Here is a 15488-nt window from a genome sequence, read left to right as displayed (position 1 = left end):
CCTTCTTTCTTATCCAACGGAGCAGAACATGAAGACGCGGAAGGATGAACTCGTCAGCCTGCAGGACACGGTCGAATTGTCGGTCGTCGAACTCGACCAGGTGAGCGGAGGACGGCGCGCGATCGAAGGCGAGATCCAGTACCTGAACTGGGTCAAGCAGTTTTATTCGCCGTGGGCGAATATCAACTTCGGCGGCGGCCGGACGATGGTCGCCTAAGGGTGTGCTGCCGGGGCTGAAGCGGCTTCAACAGGATGAACTCGCTTTTCGTCATGGCCGGGCATAGCCGTCTGTAGGACGGCGTCGCTTCCGCTCGCCTATGCCCGGCCATCCACGTCTTTCTTGCTGAGTGGAAGCCAAGACGTGGATGCCCGGCACAAGGCCGGGCATGACGAGATATGGCAATGAACGCGCGCCTGTCGGTGCAGGCCGCCCGTCACGTGCAGCGTTTCGCCGGTGATGTAGGACGCGTCGTTTGACGCGAAGAACGCCACGGCTGCGGCGATCTCCTCGACCTTGCCTATCCGCCCCGAGCGACGTGGTGGACAGACGACGGCAGCAAGACACGATCGTGGCACTATCTCCTTATCGAACGTCGCCACGGCATTGACGCTCGGGGTTCATTGCGGCCAGCCTGCCTGTGTGCCGATGGTGCGCAGGCGGGACAGTGTGATGTTGCTCACAGCGCCCGTCCCGGGCTCGCTCTAGCCAAGAGCACGGTCTGGATGATCCCGACCCCAACCAAACTGGAGGCTCGTCATGCAGACCCACTCTTCACATATGAACACGATGCCCGCTCTTACTGACAACGAACTCGACGCGGTGTCTGGCGGCTTTGTGTATATCGCCGTCATTGTAGGCTCGTTTGCTGTTGGAACGGGGATTCGGATGGGCCTCGACAAGATCACCGAGGGTGCGGAGGGCACGCTGAAGGGTCTCAGCATAAAGCCCAAGGGCGGAAAATAAGAGCAGCGCGCCAAGAGCGCTGCTTTAGCCCCGCCCTAACCGGCGGGGCTTTTCCTTTGTGACGCACGTCACGGTAAGCCTGATCGCCGCCCGGCATACTCGCTCCAGTTCAACGGCGCACAGCGCCACACAACACGGAGCGGGACAATGAAGACCGAGCAGGTTCAGGCGAGCGACAAAATCTCCGACGAAGCACTGGATAACGTCACCGGAGGACGCAAAGCCGGCGAAGGGCAGAAGGACTTCCTCGTAGTGACAATGAAAGAGGTCTTTGTGACGAGCTATAGCCTTTGATTTCAAAGCCGCCGGTTCTCGCCGGCGGGGCTTTCATTGTCGATAATCCTTGAGCGCGGTAGGACGGATTAGTTAGCAAGGCGTAATCCGCCGCCTTGGAGTATGCTGAACAAGGTTGGTGGCGATGAGGCGGATTGCCGAAGGTGTAACTGAGTATGTAAACAGCGGATTGCGCCCTCGGCTCCAATCCCTACGAGCTTATGTCCGCGCACCGCAAGCTTGCTGCAGGACTTCGACAATTTCTTTCGCCTCCGCGAGTCCGGCCTTGGTTACCATCCGATGTATCTTAATGGCGTCGATCTTCCGATCATCCTGGACAGCCTCAATGAAGTCCTTCGCTTCCTTTAATCCCGCGCCTGTTGCTGCGCGATAGGCCTTGATTGCTTCAATTTTTTCTCCGCGATGCAGCGCAACAAGAATGTTAAATACTCCAGCATGCACCGGGCTATGTTCAATGCGCTCCGGCTCGGGTTCGGGCCGGTTAGTAGCGTTTGCAATTGCGTTCTCGAGAGTAAACATGCGCTCTTGCATTTCGGCGATTATCCGATCGCGCGGATCGTCGCTTTGTCGCATTTTGAAGCTCGCATTTGCCTGCGTGATTGGGTTGCTGACCTTGTAGCCCGGCATGCACGTCGCCCGCACTGAGCTGGCCAAACGCTCTCGCGCCTGCTCGATGCTGTGCCAGTCGCCCAGATCGACAAAGATTGTCCGGTGAGCAACGTTATCAAAAGGCAGGGAGGTTCCGGCCTTGGCTATATGGATGGTCGGTAGTTCAGTTGAATGACGAATTCCGAGCTCATAGAAGGCGTTTGGGTTTAGATCGGTAAGGTCGGCGACCACCAAAGAAGAATTGATTACATCGGTAATGACGCGGTCGCCAATCATCCCTGGATCGGCATCTTCATCCGCTCTTTTGACTTTGTATCCAAATTCCTCGTTCTCCAGAACGTGTCTGATGACGGCGTTCAGGAGCAAGTCGGCATGCTTCCTTTCTGGGCTGCCATCCTTGCCTATAGGCCCTACGACAAAACAGTATCGGGTTTTCGAGATACCTTCGGCGGAAGTTACGGTTACACTCATGAAACTCAATCGCCTCGTAGCTGAAGCCGATGGAAGTAAATGCCGATTATATAGGTGCGTTCAAGTGGGGCGCAACTATAGCGCGAGCAAAAAAGGGGTGGCCGTTCGGCCACCCCTTTGCCCGGGTCAAGCCCGGGCATGACGATCGCTGATTGCTCAGCTGCAGCCCGTCGTGCTGCCACACGTATCGCACTTCATGCACGTCCCATTGCGGACGAGAGTAAAGTTGCCGCACTCCGAGCACATCTCGCCTTCGTAGCCGCGCGCCTTGGCCTCGGCGCGGCGTTCGGCTTTGGTCACGGTGGGCTGGGCGGCTTGCGCCGCGCCGGCCTTGCTCCATTGCAGGGCTTCCAGCTTTTCCGTCGGGGACAGGTCGTGCTGGGCTTCCTGCTTCAGGGCGACGGCGCCTTCGACGGCATCGGCGGCGCGGGAGGTGGCGCCGTGGGCGGCGAGCGAGGTGACGCGGGAGCCGCCTGTCGGCGCCTGGTCGGAGCCGGAGGAGACGGCGGTCGAGCCGCCGCGCATGACAACCAGATTATCCGTGCGCGAGCGGGTGAGGCCCTTGGACAGATACTTGGTCGCCTGGTGGCCATGATCGGCCGGCTCCTTGCCTTCCTCGACGCCCTTGCCGAGCGCGTCGAAATTCGACTCGGTGGGATCGACATGGGCGAGGTCGAAGCGGCTCATGTAGCTGACCGCGAGCTCGCGGAACACGTAGTCGAGGATCGAGGTTGCGTACTTGATTGAGTCGTTGCCCTGCACGGGGCCCGCCGGCTCGAAGCGGGTGAAGGTGAAGGCGTCGACATATTCTTCCAGCGGCACGCCATATTGCAGGCCGAGCGAGACCGCGATCGCAAAGTTGTTGATGAAGGAGCGCAGCGCCGCGCCTTCCTTGTGCATGTCGATGAAGATCTCGCCGATCCGGCCGTCGTCATATTCGCCGGTGCGCAGATAGACCTTGTGGCCGCCGACGACCGCCTTCTGGGTGTAGCCCTTGCGGCGATCCGGCATCTTCTCGCGCTCGCGCATTACGACGATGCGCTCGACCAGTTTCTCCACGATCTTTTCCGAGACCTGTGCGGTACGCGCGGCCATCGGCTTGTCGTAATACGCGTCGGTCGCATCATCCTCGTCGTCATCATCGCTGATGAGCTGCGAGTTCAGCGGCTGCGACAGCTTTGAGCCGTCGCGGTAGAGCGCGTTGGCCTTCAGCGCCAGTTTCCAGGACAGCAAATACGCCGACTTGCAATCCTCGACGGTGGCGTCGTTCGGCATGTTGATGGTTTTTGAGATCGCACCCGAGATGAAGGGCTGCGAGGCCGCCATCATGCGGATGTGGCTTTCCACGGAAAGATACCGCTTGCCGATCTTGCCGCAGGGGTTGGCGCAGTCGAACACCGGATAGTGCTCGGCCTTCAGATGCGGAGCGCCCTCGACCGTCATCGCGCCGCAGATGTGCACGTTGGCGGCTTCGATCTCGCGCTTGGTGAAGCCGACGGCGGCGAGCAGGTCAAAACCGGGGGCGGCGATCACTTCCGGCGCCAGCTTCAGCGTCTCGCGCAGGAATTCTTCACCAAAGGTCCACTTGTTGAAGGCGAACTTGATGTCGAAGGCGGTCGGCAGCGCGGCTTCCACTTTTGCCAGGGCTTCGTCGGTAAAGCCCTTGGCCTTGAGGGTGGAGACGTTGACGCCGGGCGCGTTGGAGAGCGAGCCGTGGCCGACGGCATAGGCCTCGATCTCGGCGATATCAGCTTCGCGGTAGCCGAGCGTGCGCAGCGCGACGGGAACGGCCTGGTTGATGATCTTCCAGTAGCCGCCGCCGGCGAGCTTCTTGAATTTCACCAGCGCAAAATCAGGCTCGATGCCGGTGGTGTCGCAATCCATCACGAGGCCGATGGTGCCGGTCGGCGCCACCACCGTGGTCTGCGCGTTGCGGTAGCCATGGGCTTCGCCAAGCTGCAGCGCGAGGTCCCAGGCGGCCTTGGCGTGCTCGACGATGTCGGTCTGCGTCACGCTGGCGTAATCCAGCGGCACCGGGTTGACCGCGAGCGCCTCATAGCCACGGCTTTCACCATGGGCGGCGCGGCGGTGGTTGCGGATCACGCGCAGCATGTGCGCCGCGTTCTTCTTGTAGCCGGGGAAGGGGCCCAATTCCTTGGCCATCTCGGCCGAGGTCGCATAGGACACGCCGGTCATAACAGCGGTCAGCGCGCCGCACAGCGCGCGGCCTTCCTTGGAGTCGTAGGGCAGGCCCATGGTCATCAGCAGGCCGCCGATGTTGGCAAAGCCGAGGCCGAGCGTGCGGAACTCGTAGGAGAGTTCGGCGATCGCCTTCGACGGGAACTGCGCCATCATCACGGAGATTTCGAGCACGACGGTCCAGAGCCGGCACAAATGCTCATACGCCTCGACGTCGAAGCGCTTTGTCGTGGTCGAGTAGAACGTGATCAGGTTCGCGGACGCCAGATTGCAGGCGGTGTCGTCCAGGAACATGTATTCCGAGCACGGATTGGAGGCGCGGATGTCGCCGGACGCCTTGCAGGTGTGCCAGTCGTTCATGGTGGTGTTGAAGTGCAGGCCGGGATCGGCCGACGCCCAGGCGGCGTGACCGATCTTCTCCCAGAGATCCCGGGCCTTCAGCGTCTTCGTCACCTTCTTGCTGGTGCGGCCGATCAGATTCCAGTCGCCATCGGTCTCAACGGCGCGGAGGAAATCGTCCTTCAGCGAGACCGAGTTGTTGGAGTTCTGGCCTGATACCGTGAGGTAGGCTTCCGAATCCCAGTCGGTGTCGTAGGTCGGGAAGTCGATGTCCTTGTAGCCCTGTTTTGCAAATTGGATCACGCGCTTGATGACGTTGTCGGACACCAGCGCGCGGCGCGCGAGCTTGATCTCGCGGCGGAGCGCCGGGTTCTTTTCCGGATCGAAGCAGTCGTCGCCGGAGCCTTCGCAATTGACGCAGGCCTTCAGCACGGCTTTCAAATGCTTCTGGTTGATCTTGGAGCCGGTGACGAGCGCCGCGACCTTCTGCTCCTCCTTCACCTTCCAGTCGATATAGGTCTCGATATCAGGATGGTCGGCGTCGACCACGACCATCTTGGCCGCGCGGCGCGTCGTGCCGCCGGACTTGATCGCGCCGGCTGCGCGGTCGCCGATCTTGAGGAAGCTCATCAGGCCGGATGAGCGGCCGCCGCCGGACAGGCGCTCGCCTTCGCCGCGCAAACGCGAGAAGTTGGAGCCGGTGCCGGAGCCGTATTTGAACAGGCGGGCTTCGCGGACCCAGAGGTCCATGATGCCGCCCTCGTTGACGAGGTCGTCATCGACGCCCTGGATGAAGCAGGCGTGCGGCTGCGGATGCTCGTAAGCCGATTTTGACTTTGTGAGTTTGCCGGTCTTCCAGTCCACATAGTAGTGGCCCTGGCCGGGGCCATCGACGCCGTAGGCCCAGTGCAGGCCAGTGTTGAACCACTGCGGCGAGTTCGGCGCGACCATCTGCTTGGCGAGCATGAAGCGCAGCTCGTCGAAGAACGCCTGCGCGTCTTCTTCGCTCGAGAAGTAGCTGCCCTTCCAGCCCCAATAGGTCCAGCAGCCGGCGAGGCGGTCGAACACCTGTTTTGCGCTGAGCTCGCTGACGAAGCGCTCGTTCTCAGGCAGCAGGGCCAAGGCCTCGGTGTCGGGCACCGAGCGCCACAGCCAGGACGGCACGGTCTCTTCCTCGACCTTCTTCAGGCGCGCGGCGACGCCGGCCTTACGAAAGTACTTCTGCGCCAGGACGTCGGAGGCGACCTGCGACCAGAACTGGGGCACCTCGACGTTTTCCAGCCGGAACACGATCGAACCATCGGGATTGCGGATCTCCGATGTCGTTAATCTGAAATCAATCCCTGCGTAGGGTGACTGGCCTTGAGTCGTGTTGCGCCGTTCGATTCGCATGGTCGTGCCCCGTCTTCTTCTGACCGGTCCGCATCTCGCGGGTTCCGGAATGTTATCCTTGAGCGGACCTCCCGAACCATGGCTGCGTCGGGACTATAACAATAGCCCTGGCAACCCTGATCCCTTGATCCGCAGCTCAACCGGTGAACCCGGTCTGTCTCTCTGGCATTTCCTGGCTCCCGATCCGGGCCTTCCAGGTCATGCAATCAACGCCCCAACGCTTCACTTGCTGCGTCACTTTGGGCCTGTTCCGGCCCGCTTTTTTTGGGCCTTGCGGCCCCGTTTTCGCGCCCCGAACTGCCCGGTTTTTGAGGGCAGAAAAGTCCTCTCCCGCAGCCTTGACTGGCGGGCGGAGTGGTCGTTTCGGAACCCATTTGGGATGACCGGCGGGGACCCAAAACACACTCGCGCCGAACAGGAAGAAAGCTAGGCCAAGTCCGTTACGCCCGTCAAGGACTAGTACGAGTTCCTGAATCAAATACTAAATATGGTGAAAAGTGGGGGATAACAGGGGGTGATCTCGCGCCTGTGATCGGCCCAAGTATCAGTGAGTCCTCACAGATTCGACAAGGAAAAAAATGTTGCGGGCCTGTGGAGCGAAGGCTTCTCCCGGCTGTTCACAGGACAAGTATTTATTCGCCTCTTCCGGGCCTTCCGGGATTGCGCTCCCAAGACTCACGTAAGGCTACGGAGAACTCCACCCTGGCATGCCGGCGAGCCGATGGTAGCTAGCCCCGATAAGGGCCAAAGTCGCCGCCGATTCCCCCGGCTGATTCTTGAGCCGATTCTCCTTTCACCGATTCCTTTTCGGTCCTTGCCGGTCGTTCATGACAGATCCTGTGCCACCAGCCGCGCGTGCGCGTATCGCACCCGCCGGCCTCATGTTCCTCGCCATCACCTCGGTGGGCTGGGGCTTTAACTGGCCGGTCACAAAATTCCTGCTCGGCGAGCTGCCGCCGCTGACCCTGCGCGGCGTCACCGGCGTGATCGGGGCCTTGCTGCTGGCGGCGCTGGCGCTGGGGCGGGGACAGACGCTGCGGGTCGACCGGGCGCTGTGGCCGCGGCTGATGCTGGCCGCAACGCTCAACGTTACGGGGTGGATGGTGCTGATGGGGCTGGCGCTGCTGTGGCTGCCAGCCAGCGAAACCGCGCTGATCGCCTACACGATGCCGGTCTGGGCCTCGCTGTTGGCCTGGCCGGTGCTGGGCGAGCGGCCCACGTTATTGCGCACGGTCTCGCTGGTGATGGCGTTCGCAGGCTTAGCGGCCATCATGGGCGGCAATGGGGTGACGGCGTCAGCGGCCAAACTGCCGGGGATCGTGATGGCGCTGGCCGGCTCGATGGGTTTTGCGCTCGGAACGGTGCTTGCCAAGAAACTGCCTCTCGACATGCCGCCGATCCCGGCCGCCGCCTGGCAGATCGGGCTCGGCTGTTTTCCGGTCGCGATCGTCGGCCTCGCGATCGAGACCACGGATCTCGGCAAGGTCAGCCAGATCGGCTGGTGGCTGCTGATCTATTCCACCGTGATCCAGTTCTGCATCGCCTATGTCAGCTGGTTCGCCGCGCTGTCGCGGCTGCCGGCCTCGGTCGCCGCGATCGGCACCATGGCGGTGCCGGTCATCGGCGTGGTGGCGTCGGCGGCAGCCCTGGGCGAGCCGCTGGGCCCGGTCCAGATCGTGGCGCTGCTGTTCACGCTGGCGGGCGTGGTGCTGGCGACGCGGTCGTAACGGCTTAGCAGCCTCGTATCACTTGCTGTTACTTCTCGCGGCTCCACGGGAACAGGTTGGCCGGGAAATCCGCCGCGTAGCGGTGTCCCTTGCGAAGGTGGGGTTCTTCCTCCTGTGGAGGATTGGGATCCGGCTCCACCACTTTCCGGTACAGATGCCAGGTGGCATGACCGAGCAACGGCAGAACGACGGCCAGGCCAACGAACAGCGGTAGCGAACCGATCACCAGCAGCGCGGCGACAATCAGCCCCCACGCGGCCATCGCAACCGGATTTTTCATCACGGCCCAGATCGAGGTCCGGATCGCGTCTATCGCCGTCGCATGCCGGTCGAGCATCAACGGAAACGATACGACGCTGACGCACAGGGCTACGACCGCGAACAGAAAACCGACGCCGCATCCGACGATGATGAGCGACCATCCTTCCGGCGTCGTCAGCACGCGCGTTGCGAAGTCAGGGATGCTCGCCGCCGGAGCGTGGCCGAAGATCGAAACGTAGATGGCGTTCGCGACGCCGATCCAGGCTCCGAACAGGACGAGCAGGAGAATGCCGAGTTCGATCATGGCGCCGAAAGCCGGCGCGCGCAGCACGTGAAGCGCCTTCGATACGTCGACTTCCTCGCCGCGCTCGCGGCGGCGGCTGAGCTCGTACAGACCGATCGCGGCAAACGGTCCAAGCAAGGCGAACCCGGCTGCCAGCGGAAACAGCAGAGGCAGTACCGAATAGCCAAGCACCATCCTGAACAGGGCAAGACCGAGCACGGGATAGATCACGCACACGACGACCGCGTGGCTTGGCATTGCCTTGAAGTCTTCCCAGCCCAGGCGCAGCGCCTCGTGCAGGTCGGACAGTCCGATTTTGCGAATCGGATATGTGGCCGCGTCCCCGAATACGTGGCGTCCAACTCTTGCGATGTTGTCGGAATACAGAGTGGCCATCGACGCACCTCCCGTGCTGAAAGTCGCGGCGTAAACGACGCGAGTTTCCAAGCACGCGTGTTCGTCGCTATGTGCGAGAAACGCGATCGAGCCGAGTACGGCAAACCCGAGGTCAACGAAGAGGAGCTTAGCCGGACGAAACTTGTCGCGACCTGCAGAGCCAGATTAACGCGATTGGGATCAGGCAGCGCTCACGGTTCGGTGAAGTGTGCACGTTCGCAGTCATTGGGTAGTCATTGGTGCGTTGCGTCATCATCGAATGACTGTGCCGGCTGACACGCGCTGCTTGCGGCATCAGTCTGGCGCTCCGACGAGGTAGTCCTCTATCATCTATTGACGCGCGGCTGGACGCGTACCATCTTACTCTCTGACGCCCCGGATCCGATGGTTAGCGGTCGTAACGTGTGCTCCGTGCCACGTTTGGATGTCGCGACCGGTCAAATGGGCGAGGCAAGACACACTGCGATGGCGCATGTGAAGTCGGCCATCGTGATAGTGTGAGCTGCGCCCCTTAATCCGTCTCCGTTGCCTTGAATGGCAAGGAGGACTGAAGGATGGCTGTCGCACTCATACTGCTTCTGGTCGCAGTCGGCTCGGTGCTGTTTCACATCTACAGCCCGTGGTGGTGGACGCCGATCGCCACCAACTGGAGCTACATCGACCACACCATCAGCATCACCTTCTGGATCACCGGAGCGGTGTTCTTCGCGGTGATCGCGTTCATGGCCTATTGCGTCTTCCGCTTTCATCACAAGGAGGGAAGGCGGGCGGCCTACAATCCCGAAAACAAGAAGCTCGAATGGTGGCTCACCATCGGGACTGCGGTCGGCGTCGGAGCCATGTTGGCGCCCGGCCTATTCGTCTGGCATCAGTTCGTCACGGTTCCGGCTGACGCCACCGAGATCGAGGTCATGGGCCAGCAGTGGCAATGGAGCTTCCGCCTTCCGGGGAAGGATGGCCGGATGGGCACAACCAATGTCCGCAACATCAGTCCCGAAAACCCGATGGGCTTGAATCGCGACGATCCGAATGGACAAGACGACGTCGTGATCGAAAGCGGCGACTTGCACCTTCCGATCGGGAAGCCGGTCAAGGTTTTGCTCCGCTCCCTCGATGTCCTGCACAACTTCTATGTGCCGGAGTTCCGGGCCAAGATGGACATGGTTCCTGGCATGGTCACCTATTTCTGGATGACCCCGATCCGGACCGGAACATTCGATGTGCTCTGCGCCGAGTTGTGTGGCGTGGCGCACGCGCAGATGCGGGCCAAGGTCATCGTCCAGGAAGAAGGCGAGTATCACGCCTGGCTGGAGACGCAGAAGACCTTTGCAGAACTGTCAGGCCGAAACGCCGTGACGAAGGCGACGTACAAATCCGGCGGCAAGTAGGAAGGCGCCGCTGCGAAGATCGATCGGGCGCGTGAACTGATCGCCCCGATGGAAACGACCAAGGAGGGTTTTCTATGGTCGATGTCCCATATGACGCACGCGCGGACGCTCCGCCTGCCGAAGTGCCGGAGGTTGAACTCTATCATCCCAGAAGCTGGTGGACGCAGTACGTCTTTTCGCAGGACGCCAAAGTCATCGCCATCCAGTACTCGCTGACGGCGTCCGCAATCGGGTTGGTGGCCCTGGTGCTGTCGTGGCTGATGCGACTGCAGCTGGGATTTCCCGGCACGTTCTCCTTTATCGATGCAAGCCAGTACCTCCAGTTCATCACCATGCACGGCATGATCATGGTGATCTATCTGCTCACGGCATTGTTCCTGGGAGGTTTCGGCAACTACCTCATCCCGCTGATGGTCGGCGCCCGGGACATGGTTTTCCCCTATGTGAACATGCTGAGCTACTGGATCTACCTGCTCGCAGTCCTGGTGCTGGCGTCGACCTTTTTCGTGCCGGGCGGGCCCACCGGCGCCGGCTGGACGCTCTACCCACCGCAGGCGGTTCTCTCCGGCACCCCCGGGCAGGATTGGGGCATCGTTCTCATGCTGGTCTCGCTGATCCTGTTCATCATCGGCTTCACCATGGGCGGGCTGAATTATGTGGTGACGGTGCTGCAGGCGCGCACACGCGGCATGACGTTGATGCGGATGCCGTTGACGGTGTGGGGCATTTTCACGGCCACCGTGATGGCGCTGCTGGCCTTCCCGGCGCTGTTCGTCGCCTCGGTCATGATGCTGTTCGACCGTCTGCTGGGAACCAGCTTCTTCATGCCCGCACTCGTCGAGATGGGCCAGCAGATGAAGTATGGCGGGGGCAGCCCGATCCTGTTCCAGCACCTTTTCTGGTTCTTCGGCCATCCGGAAGTCTACATCGTCGCGCTGCCGGCCTTCGGCATCGTTTCCGATCTGATCTCTACCCACGCGCGCAAGAACATCTTCGGCTATCGCATGATGGTTTGGGCGATCGTGGGAATCGGCGCTCTCAGCTTCGTCGTGTGGGCGCACCACATGTATGTGAGCGGCATGCACCCGAAGTTCGGGTTCTTCTTCGCGACCACGACGCTCATCATCGCCATCCCGACCGCCATCAAGGTCTATAACTGGGTGCTGACCCTGTGGCGCGGCGACATTCATCTCACCGTGCCGATGCTGTTCGCGCTCGGCTTCATCATCACGTTCGTGAACGGCGGGCTCACGGGCCTCTTCCTCGGCAACGTCGTCGTGGACGTCCCGCTGTCGGATACCATGTTCGTCGTCGCGCATTTCCACATGGTGATGGGCGTGGCGCCAATCATGGTCGTGCTGGGCGCGATCTACCATTGGTACCCCAAGGTCACCGGGCGAATGCTGGATGACTGGATGGGCAAGTTTCATTTCTGGGTGACGTTCCTCGGCGCCTATCTGATCTTCTTCCCCATGCATTACATTGGACTGCTCGGCGTTCCGCGCCGCTATCACGACATCGGTGAGGCAGCGTTCATCCCGTCATCGACCCATACGCTCAATGCCTTCATCACCGTCATGGCCTTGATCGTGGGCTTCGCCCAGATGGTGTTCCTGTTCAATCTCGTCTGGAGCCTGTTCAAGGGCAGGCCTTCGGGTGGCAATCCATGGCGGGCGACAACACTCGAGTGGCAGACGCCGGAAACCCCGCCCGGGCACGGCAACTGGGGCAAGGAGCTCCCGGTGGTCTACCGATGGGCGTATGACTACAGCGTGCCCGGTGCTGCGCAGGACTTCATTCCGCAGAACCAGCCGCGGGCGACGCCGGCCGTTCAGGGAGCTGCGCCGTGAGCGCCATCATCCTGTTCATGGCGGTCATAGCGGTCATCGCCGGATGGTGGCTCTCGCAGCAACGGCTGACAGCCAAACCCTGGCTGGAAGAAGGTTCGATCGATGATTTCCCGGGCACGGGTGCCATCACCCTGCCGGCAGCCAAGATCGGATTGGGGGTGTTTCTCGCTGTCGCCGGTTCGCTGTTCGCACTCTTCATCAGCGCGTACTCCATGCGCATGAACATGGTGGACTGGCGCACGATGCCCGTGCCTTCGCTGCTGTGGTTCAACACGGGCGTCCTTGTCCTGAGCAGTGTCGCGCTGCAATGGGCACAAATGGCCGCACACCGGAACAACATGGACGGTGTGATCGTCGGTCTCTGCGCAGGCGGCGCGTCCGCGGTTACATTCCTGATTGGGCAACTGCTGGCGTGGCAACAGCTGCGTGCTGCGGGTTATTTCGTCGCGTCCAATCCAGCCAATTCCTTCTTCTACATGATGACCGCGGCGCACGGGCTGCACCTGATGGGCGGCCTGGTGGCGCTCGGCAGAGCGACTGCCAGGGTGTGGCGCGGCGCCGAGATGGCGCAGGTGCGCCTGAGCGTGGAGCTCTGCACGATCTACTGGCATTTCCTGCTGTTGGTCTGGCTGGTCTTGCTTGGTCTGCTGACGGGCTGGACGGACGATTTCGTCGACATCTGTCGCAGGTTGCTCACTTAAGGAGAGACCAGATGGCAGAAACGTTGCTGACAAACCCTGGAGCATCGCCCGCGCCGGCCGCCGGCTTGCGGGGCTTTGCCGACGACTGGTCCTCGGATCAGCGCGCGTTCAAGAATGTCTCCTGGGGGAAGGCCATGATGTGGATCTTCCTCCTGAGCGACACCTTTATCTTCAGCTGTTTCCTGCTGTCCTACATGACCGCGCGAATGTCCACGACGGTGCCGTGGCCGAATCCGAGCGAGGTATTCGCGCTCACGATTGGCGGGCATCATATCCCGCTCATCCTGATCGCCATCATGACCTTCGTCCTGATCTCCAGCAGCGGCACCATGGCGATGGCCGTCAATTTCGGTTACCGCCGCGATCGCGTCAAAACCGCAGTCCTGATGCTGGTCACCGCGGCGCTTGGCGCAACGTTCGTCGGAATGCAGGCCTTCGAATGGACCAAGCTGATCATGGAGGGCGTACGGCCCTGGGAAAACCCCTGGGGCGCGGCGCAGTTCGGCTCGAGTTTCTTCATGATCACCGGCTTCCACGGCACTCACGTGACGTTCGGTGTGATTTTCCTGATCGCCATCGCGCGAAAGGTCTGGCGGGGAGACTTCGACGTCGAAAGGCGCGGCTTCTTCACGAGCAGAAAGGGACACTACGAGATCGTCGAAATCATGGGCCTGTACTGGCACTTCGTCGATCTGGTGTGGGTGTTCATCTTTGCCTTCTTTTATCTTTGGTGAGGTCGGCGCATGACAAACGTGGCAGTACATCTGGAAGCCCAGCAACCTTCGCTGCACGCGCATGTGCATGACGTGCCCGCATCGGGAGCCGCGCACGTAAAGGGCCAGCAGCACCCGATCAAGCTTTATCTCGTGGTCTGGGGATGGCTGTTCGTCCTCAGCGCCTGCTCCTATCTCGTCGATTACTTTCACTTCCAGGGCTATCTCAGATGGTCGCTGATCCTGCTGTTCATGATTTTGAAAGCCGGCTTGATCGTCGCCGTCTTCATGCACATGGCCTGGGAGCGGCTGGCCTTGAGCTATGCCATCCTGCTGCCGCCGGTGCTGGTCTTGGTGTTCGTGGCGATCATGGTGTTCGAATCCGACTACACGCACCTCATCCGGGTGCTGTTCTTCGCGCCTGCGACGTAGGCGCCGTTGCCTCGTGCCAAAGGGAGGATGGCCATGACCACATATGTCATGCTTGCAAACTGGACCGAGCAGGGCATCCTGAAGGTGAAGGACTCGCCAAACCGTCTGGACGCAGCAAAGAAAGCGCTGACGGAGATGAGCGGCGAGTTCAAGTTCTTTTTCCTGACCATGGGCGACTTTGACATCGTCGCGATCTACGAAGCTCCTGACGACGCCGTGGCGGCACGTTTCAGCCTGCAAATGGGCATGCAGGGAAACATCCGGACGCGCACGCTGAAAGCGTTTCCTGAAACAGCCTATCGGGAAATCATCAAATCGTTGGGCTAGACGGCACAAAGGTGTGCTCGTGACTTTTTCAGATCTGGTTTTGCAAAGGGATCTTTCAGGACGATCGCATCGCTTTTTACGACGCAGACGTCGCCATGTCGCCGGCAAGAGGAGGCATTAATCTCATGCAGATCAATCGTTCGATGCTCCTTCGCGGGAGCTACGCCGGCATCGGGGACTATGTCGCGCTGACGAAACCGCGCGTTATGTCGCTGGTCGTCTTTACCGCACTGGTTGGTCTCATGGTTGCACCAGGCGACATCGATCCCTTCGCCGGTGCCGTTGCTCTTCTTTGCATAGCTGCCGGGGCGGGCGCCGCAGGTGCGCTCAATATGTGGTACGACGCCGACATCGATGCGGTGATGGCGCGTACCGCCATGCGTCCGATTCCGAGCGGCCGTGTATCGCGCCCGGAAGCATTGGTTTTCGGATTGACGCTTGGAAGCTGCGCCATTCTGGCTCTCGGCACTTTGCTGAACATGGCCGCGGCTGCGCTGCTGGCTTTCACGATTTTCTTCTATGTCGTCGTCTACACGATGTGGCTCAAACGCCGGACACCGCAAAACATCGTCATTGGCGGTGCGGCTGGCGCACTCCCTCCGGTGATCGGCTGGGTTGCGGCCACGGGAAGTGTCGGGATCGAACCGCTGATCCTGTTCCTGATTATCTTCCTGTGGACGCCACCCCACTTCTGGGCGTTGTCGCTCAATCTTGCCGGAGAGTATGCCAGAGCTGGGGTGCCGATGTTGCCGGTCGTAGCCGGCAAGGCCGAAACGAAGCGCCAGATTCTGCTCTATACCGTTGTTCTGGCTGCAACCTCGCTGACACCCTGGGCACTGGGGTTTGCGGGCGCCATCTATGGCGCGGCGGCAGCGATGCTTGGAGCAGTCATGATTTTTCTCTCATGGCAGGTACGTCGGAGCAATGACACCGAGAGGCGGCCTGCGCGTCACCTGTTCGTGTTCTCGATGCTCTATCTGGTCCTGCTTTTTGGGGTGTTGCTGATGGATACTGTACCCTCCGTTCAGTCCCACTAACCAATGTATGATCGAACAAAAAGGCCCCGGATCGCTCCGGGGCCTTAGGGTCATTTGAAGGGACTGCCCATCCGCGCTTCACCCGTTCGACTTTGACGCCGCGGC

At 60.9% G+C, this 15488-nt stretch carries 14 protein-coding genes and 1 pseudogene; 11 read left to right on the top strand and 4 right to left on the bottom strand.

All coding sequences use genetic code 11. The features are described from left to right. Positions 1-28: 28 nt before the first annotated feature. Positions 29-217, top strand: coding sequence for a hypothetical protein (locus JQ575_RS01000; protein WP_212031406.1), 189 nt, complete (start codon positions 29-31; stop codon positions 215-217). Between the two features lie 203 nt (positions 218-420). Here JQ575_RS01000 and JQ575_RS46345 read toward each other — a convergent pair. Next, positions 421-531: pseudogene (locus JQ575_RS46345) on the bottom strand (SDR family oxidoreductase); the annotation flags it as partial. Between the two features lie 226 nt (positions 532-757). Here JQ575_RS46345 and JQ575_RS00990 point away from each other — a divergent pair. Continuing rightward, the gene (locus tag JQ575_RS00990) at positions 758-964 is read left to right on the top strand and encodes a hypothetical protein (protein ID WP_212031404.1); all 207 of its coding nucleotides are present in this window, start codon (positions 758-760) and stop codon (positions 962-964) included. Between the two features lie 147 nt (positions 965-1111). After that, positions 1112-1258 (top strand): hypothetical protein, encoded by a 147-nt coding sequence (locus tag JQ575_RS00985; RefSeq protein ID WP_212031403.1) that lies wholly within the window; start codon positions 1112-1114, stop codon positions 1256-1258. A gap of 198 nt (positions 1259-1456) precedes the next feature. Here JQ575_RS00985 and JQ575_RS00980 read toward each other — a convergent pair whose 3' ends face one another. After that, positions 1457-2338 carry a ribosomal protein L7/L12 gene (locus JQ575_RS00980; protein WP_212031402.1) on the bottom strand — a complete coding sequence of 294 codons (882 nt, stop codon included), beginning with the start codon at positions 2336-2338 and terminating at the stop codon, positions 1457-1459. Positions 2339-2494: 156 nt separating this feature from the next. Next, positions 2495-6268 (bottom strand): vitamin B12-dependent ribonucleotide reductase, encoded by a 3774-nt coding sequence (locus tag JQ575_RS00975; RefSeq protein ID WP_212031401.1) that lies wholly within the window; start codon positions 6266-6268, stop codon positions 2495-2497. Positions 6269-7095: 827 nt separating this feature from the next. Between JQ575_RS00975 and JQ575_RS00970 the strand changes: the two genes are divergently transcribed. After that, a complete protein-coding gene (locus tag JQ575_RS00970) occupies positions 7096-7995 on the top strand; it encodes a DMT family transporter (protein ID WP_212031400.1) in 900 nt (299 codons plus the stop codon). A gap of 28 nt (positions 7996-8023) precedes the next feature. Here the strand turns inward: JQ575_RS00970 and JQ575_RS00965 are convergent, their stop codons facing one another. Then, entirely contained in the window at positions 8024-8935 is a 912-nt protein-coding gene (locus tag JQ575_RS00965; RefSeq protein WP_212031399.1) for a DUF2189 domain-containing protein, read from the bottom strand. A 554-nt stretch (positions 8936-9489) separates the two neighbouring features. On the opposite strand from JQ575_RS00965, the gene JQ575_RS00960 reads away from it, so the two are divergent. From JQ575_RS00960 to JQ575_RS00930, 7 genes are all read left to right on the top strand, one after another. Then, complete coding sequence (locus JQ575_RS00960) at positions 9490-10323, top strand: cytochrome c oxidase subunit II (RefSeq protein WP_212031398.1); 834 nt, start codon at positions 9490-9492, stop codon at positions 10321-10323. 74 nt (positions 10324-10397) lie between these two features. Further along, positions 10398-12173, top strand: coding sequence for a cbb3-type cytochrome c oxidase subunit I (locus JQ575_RS00955; protein ID WP_212031397.1), 1776 nt, complete (start codon positions 10398-10400; stop codon positions 12171-12173). Continuing rightward, on the top strand, positions 12170-12874 hold the full coding sequence (locus JQ575_RS00950) for a cytochrome c oxidase subunit 3 (RefSeq protein WP_212031396.1): 705 nt from the start codon (positions 12170-12172) through the stop codon (positions 12872-12874). The genes JQ575_RS00955 and JQ575_RS00950 overlap by 4 nt, the downstream gene beginning before the upstream one ends. Before the next feature lie 11 nt (positions 12875-12885). Further along, positions 12886-13608: a heme-copper oxidase subunit III family protein gene (locus tag JQ575_RS00945; protein WP_212031395.1), complete on the top strand. Its 723-nt coding sequence runs from the start codon at positions 12886-12888 to the stop codon at positions 13606-13608. A gap of 9 nt (positions 13609-13617) precedes the next feature. Beyond that, positions 13618-14019, top strand: a complete 402-nt coding sequence (locus tag JQ575_RS00940; RefSeq protein WP_212031394.1) for a cytochrome C oxidase subunit IV family protein — start codon at positions 13618-13620, stop codon at positions 14017-14019. A gap of 33 nt (positions 14020-14052) precedes the next feature. Beyond that, positions 14053-14346, top strand: coding sequence for a GYD domain-containing protein (locus tag JQ575_RS00935; protein WP_192739876.1), 294 nt, complete (start codon positions 14053-14055; stop codon positions 14344-14346). 125 nt (positions 14347-14471) lie between these two features. Beyond that, entirely contained in the window at positions 14472-15383 is a 912-nt protein-coding gene (locus JQ575_RS00930) for a heme o synthase (RefSeq protein ID WP_212031393.1), read from the top strand. Positions 15384-15488: the final 105 nt, after the last annotated feature.

The organism is Bradyrhizobium sp. JYMT SZCCT0428 (assembly GCF_018131075.1).
GTDB lineage: Bacteria > Pseudomonadota > Alphaproteobacteria > Rhizobiales > Xanthobacteraceae > Bradyrhizobium.
Note: the sequence above shows the minus strand (reverse complement) of the source record. Positions and strands in the feature narration are given on the sequence as shown.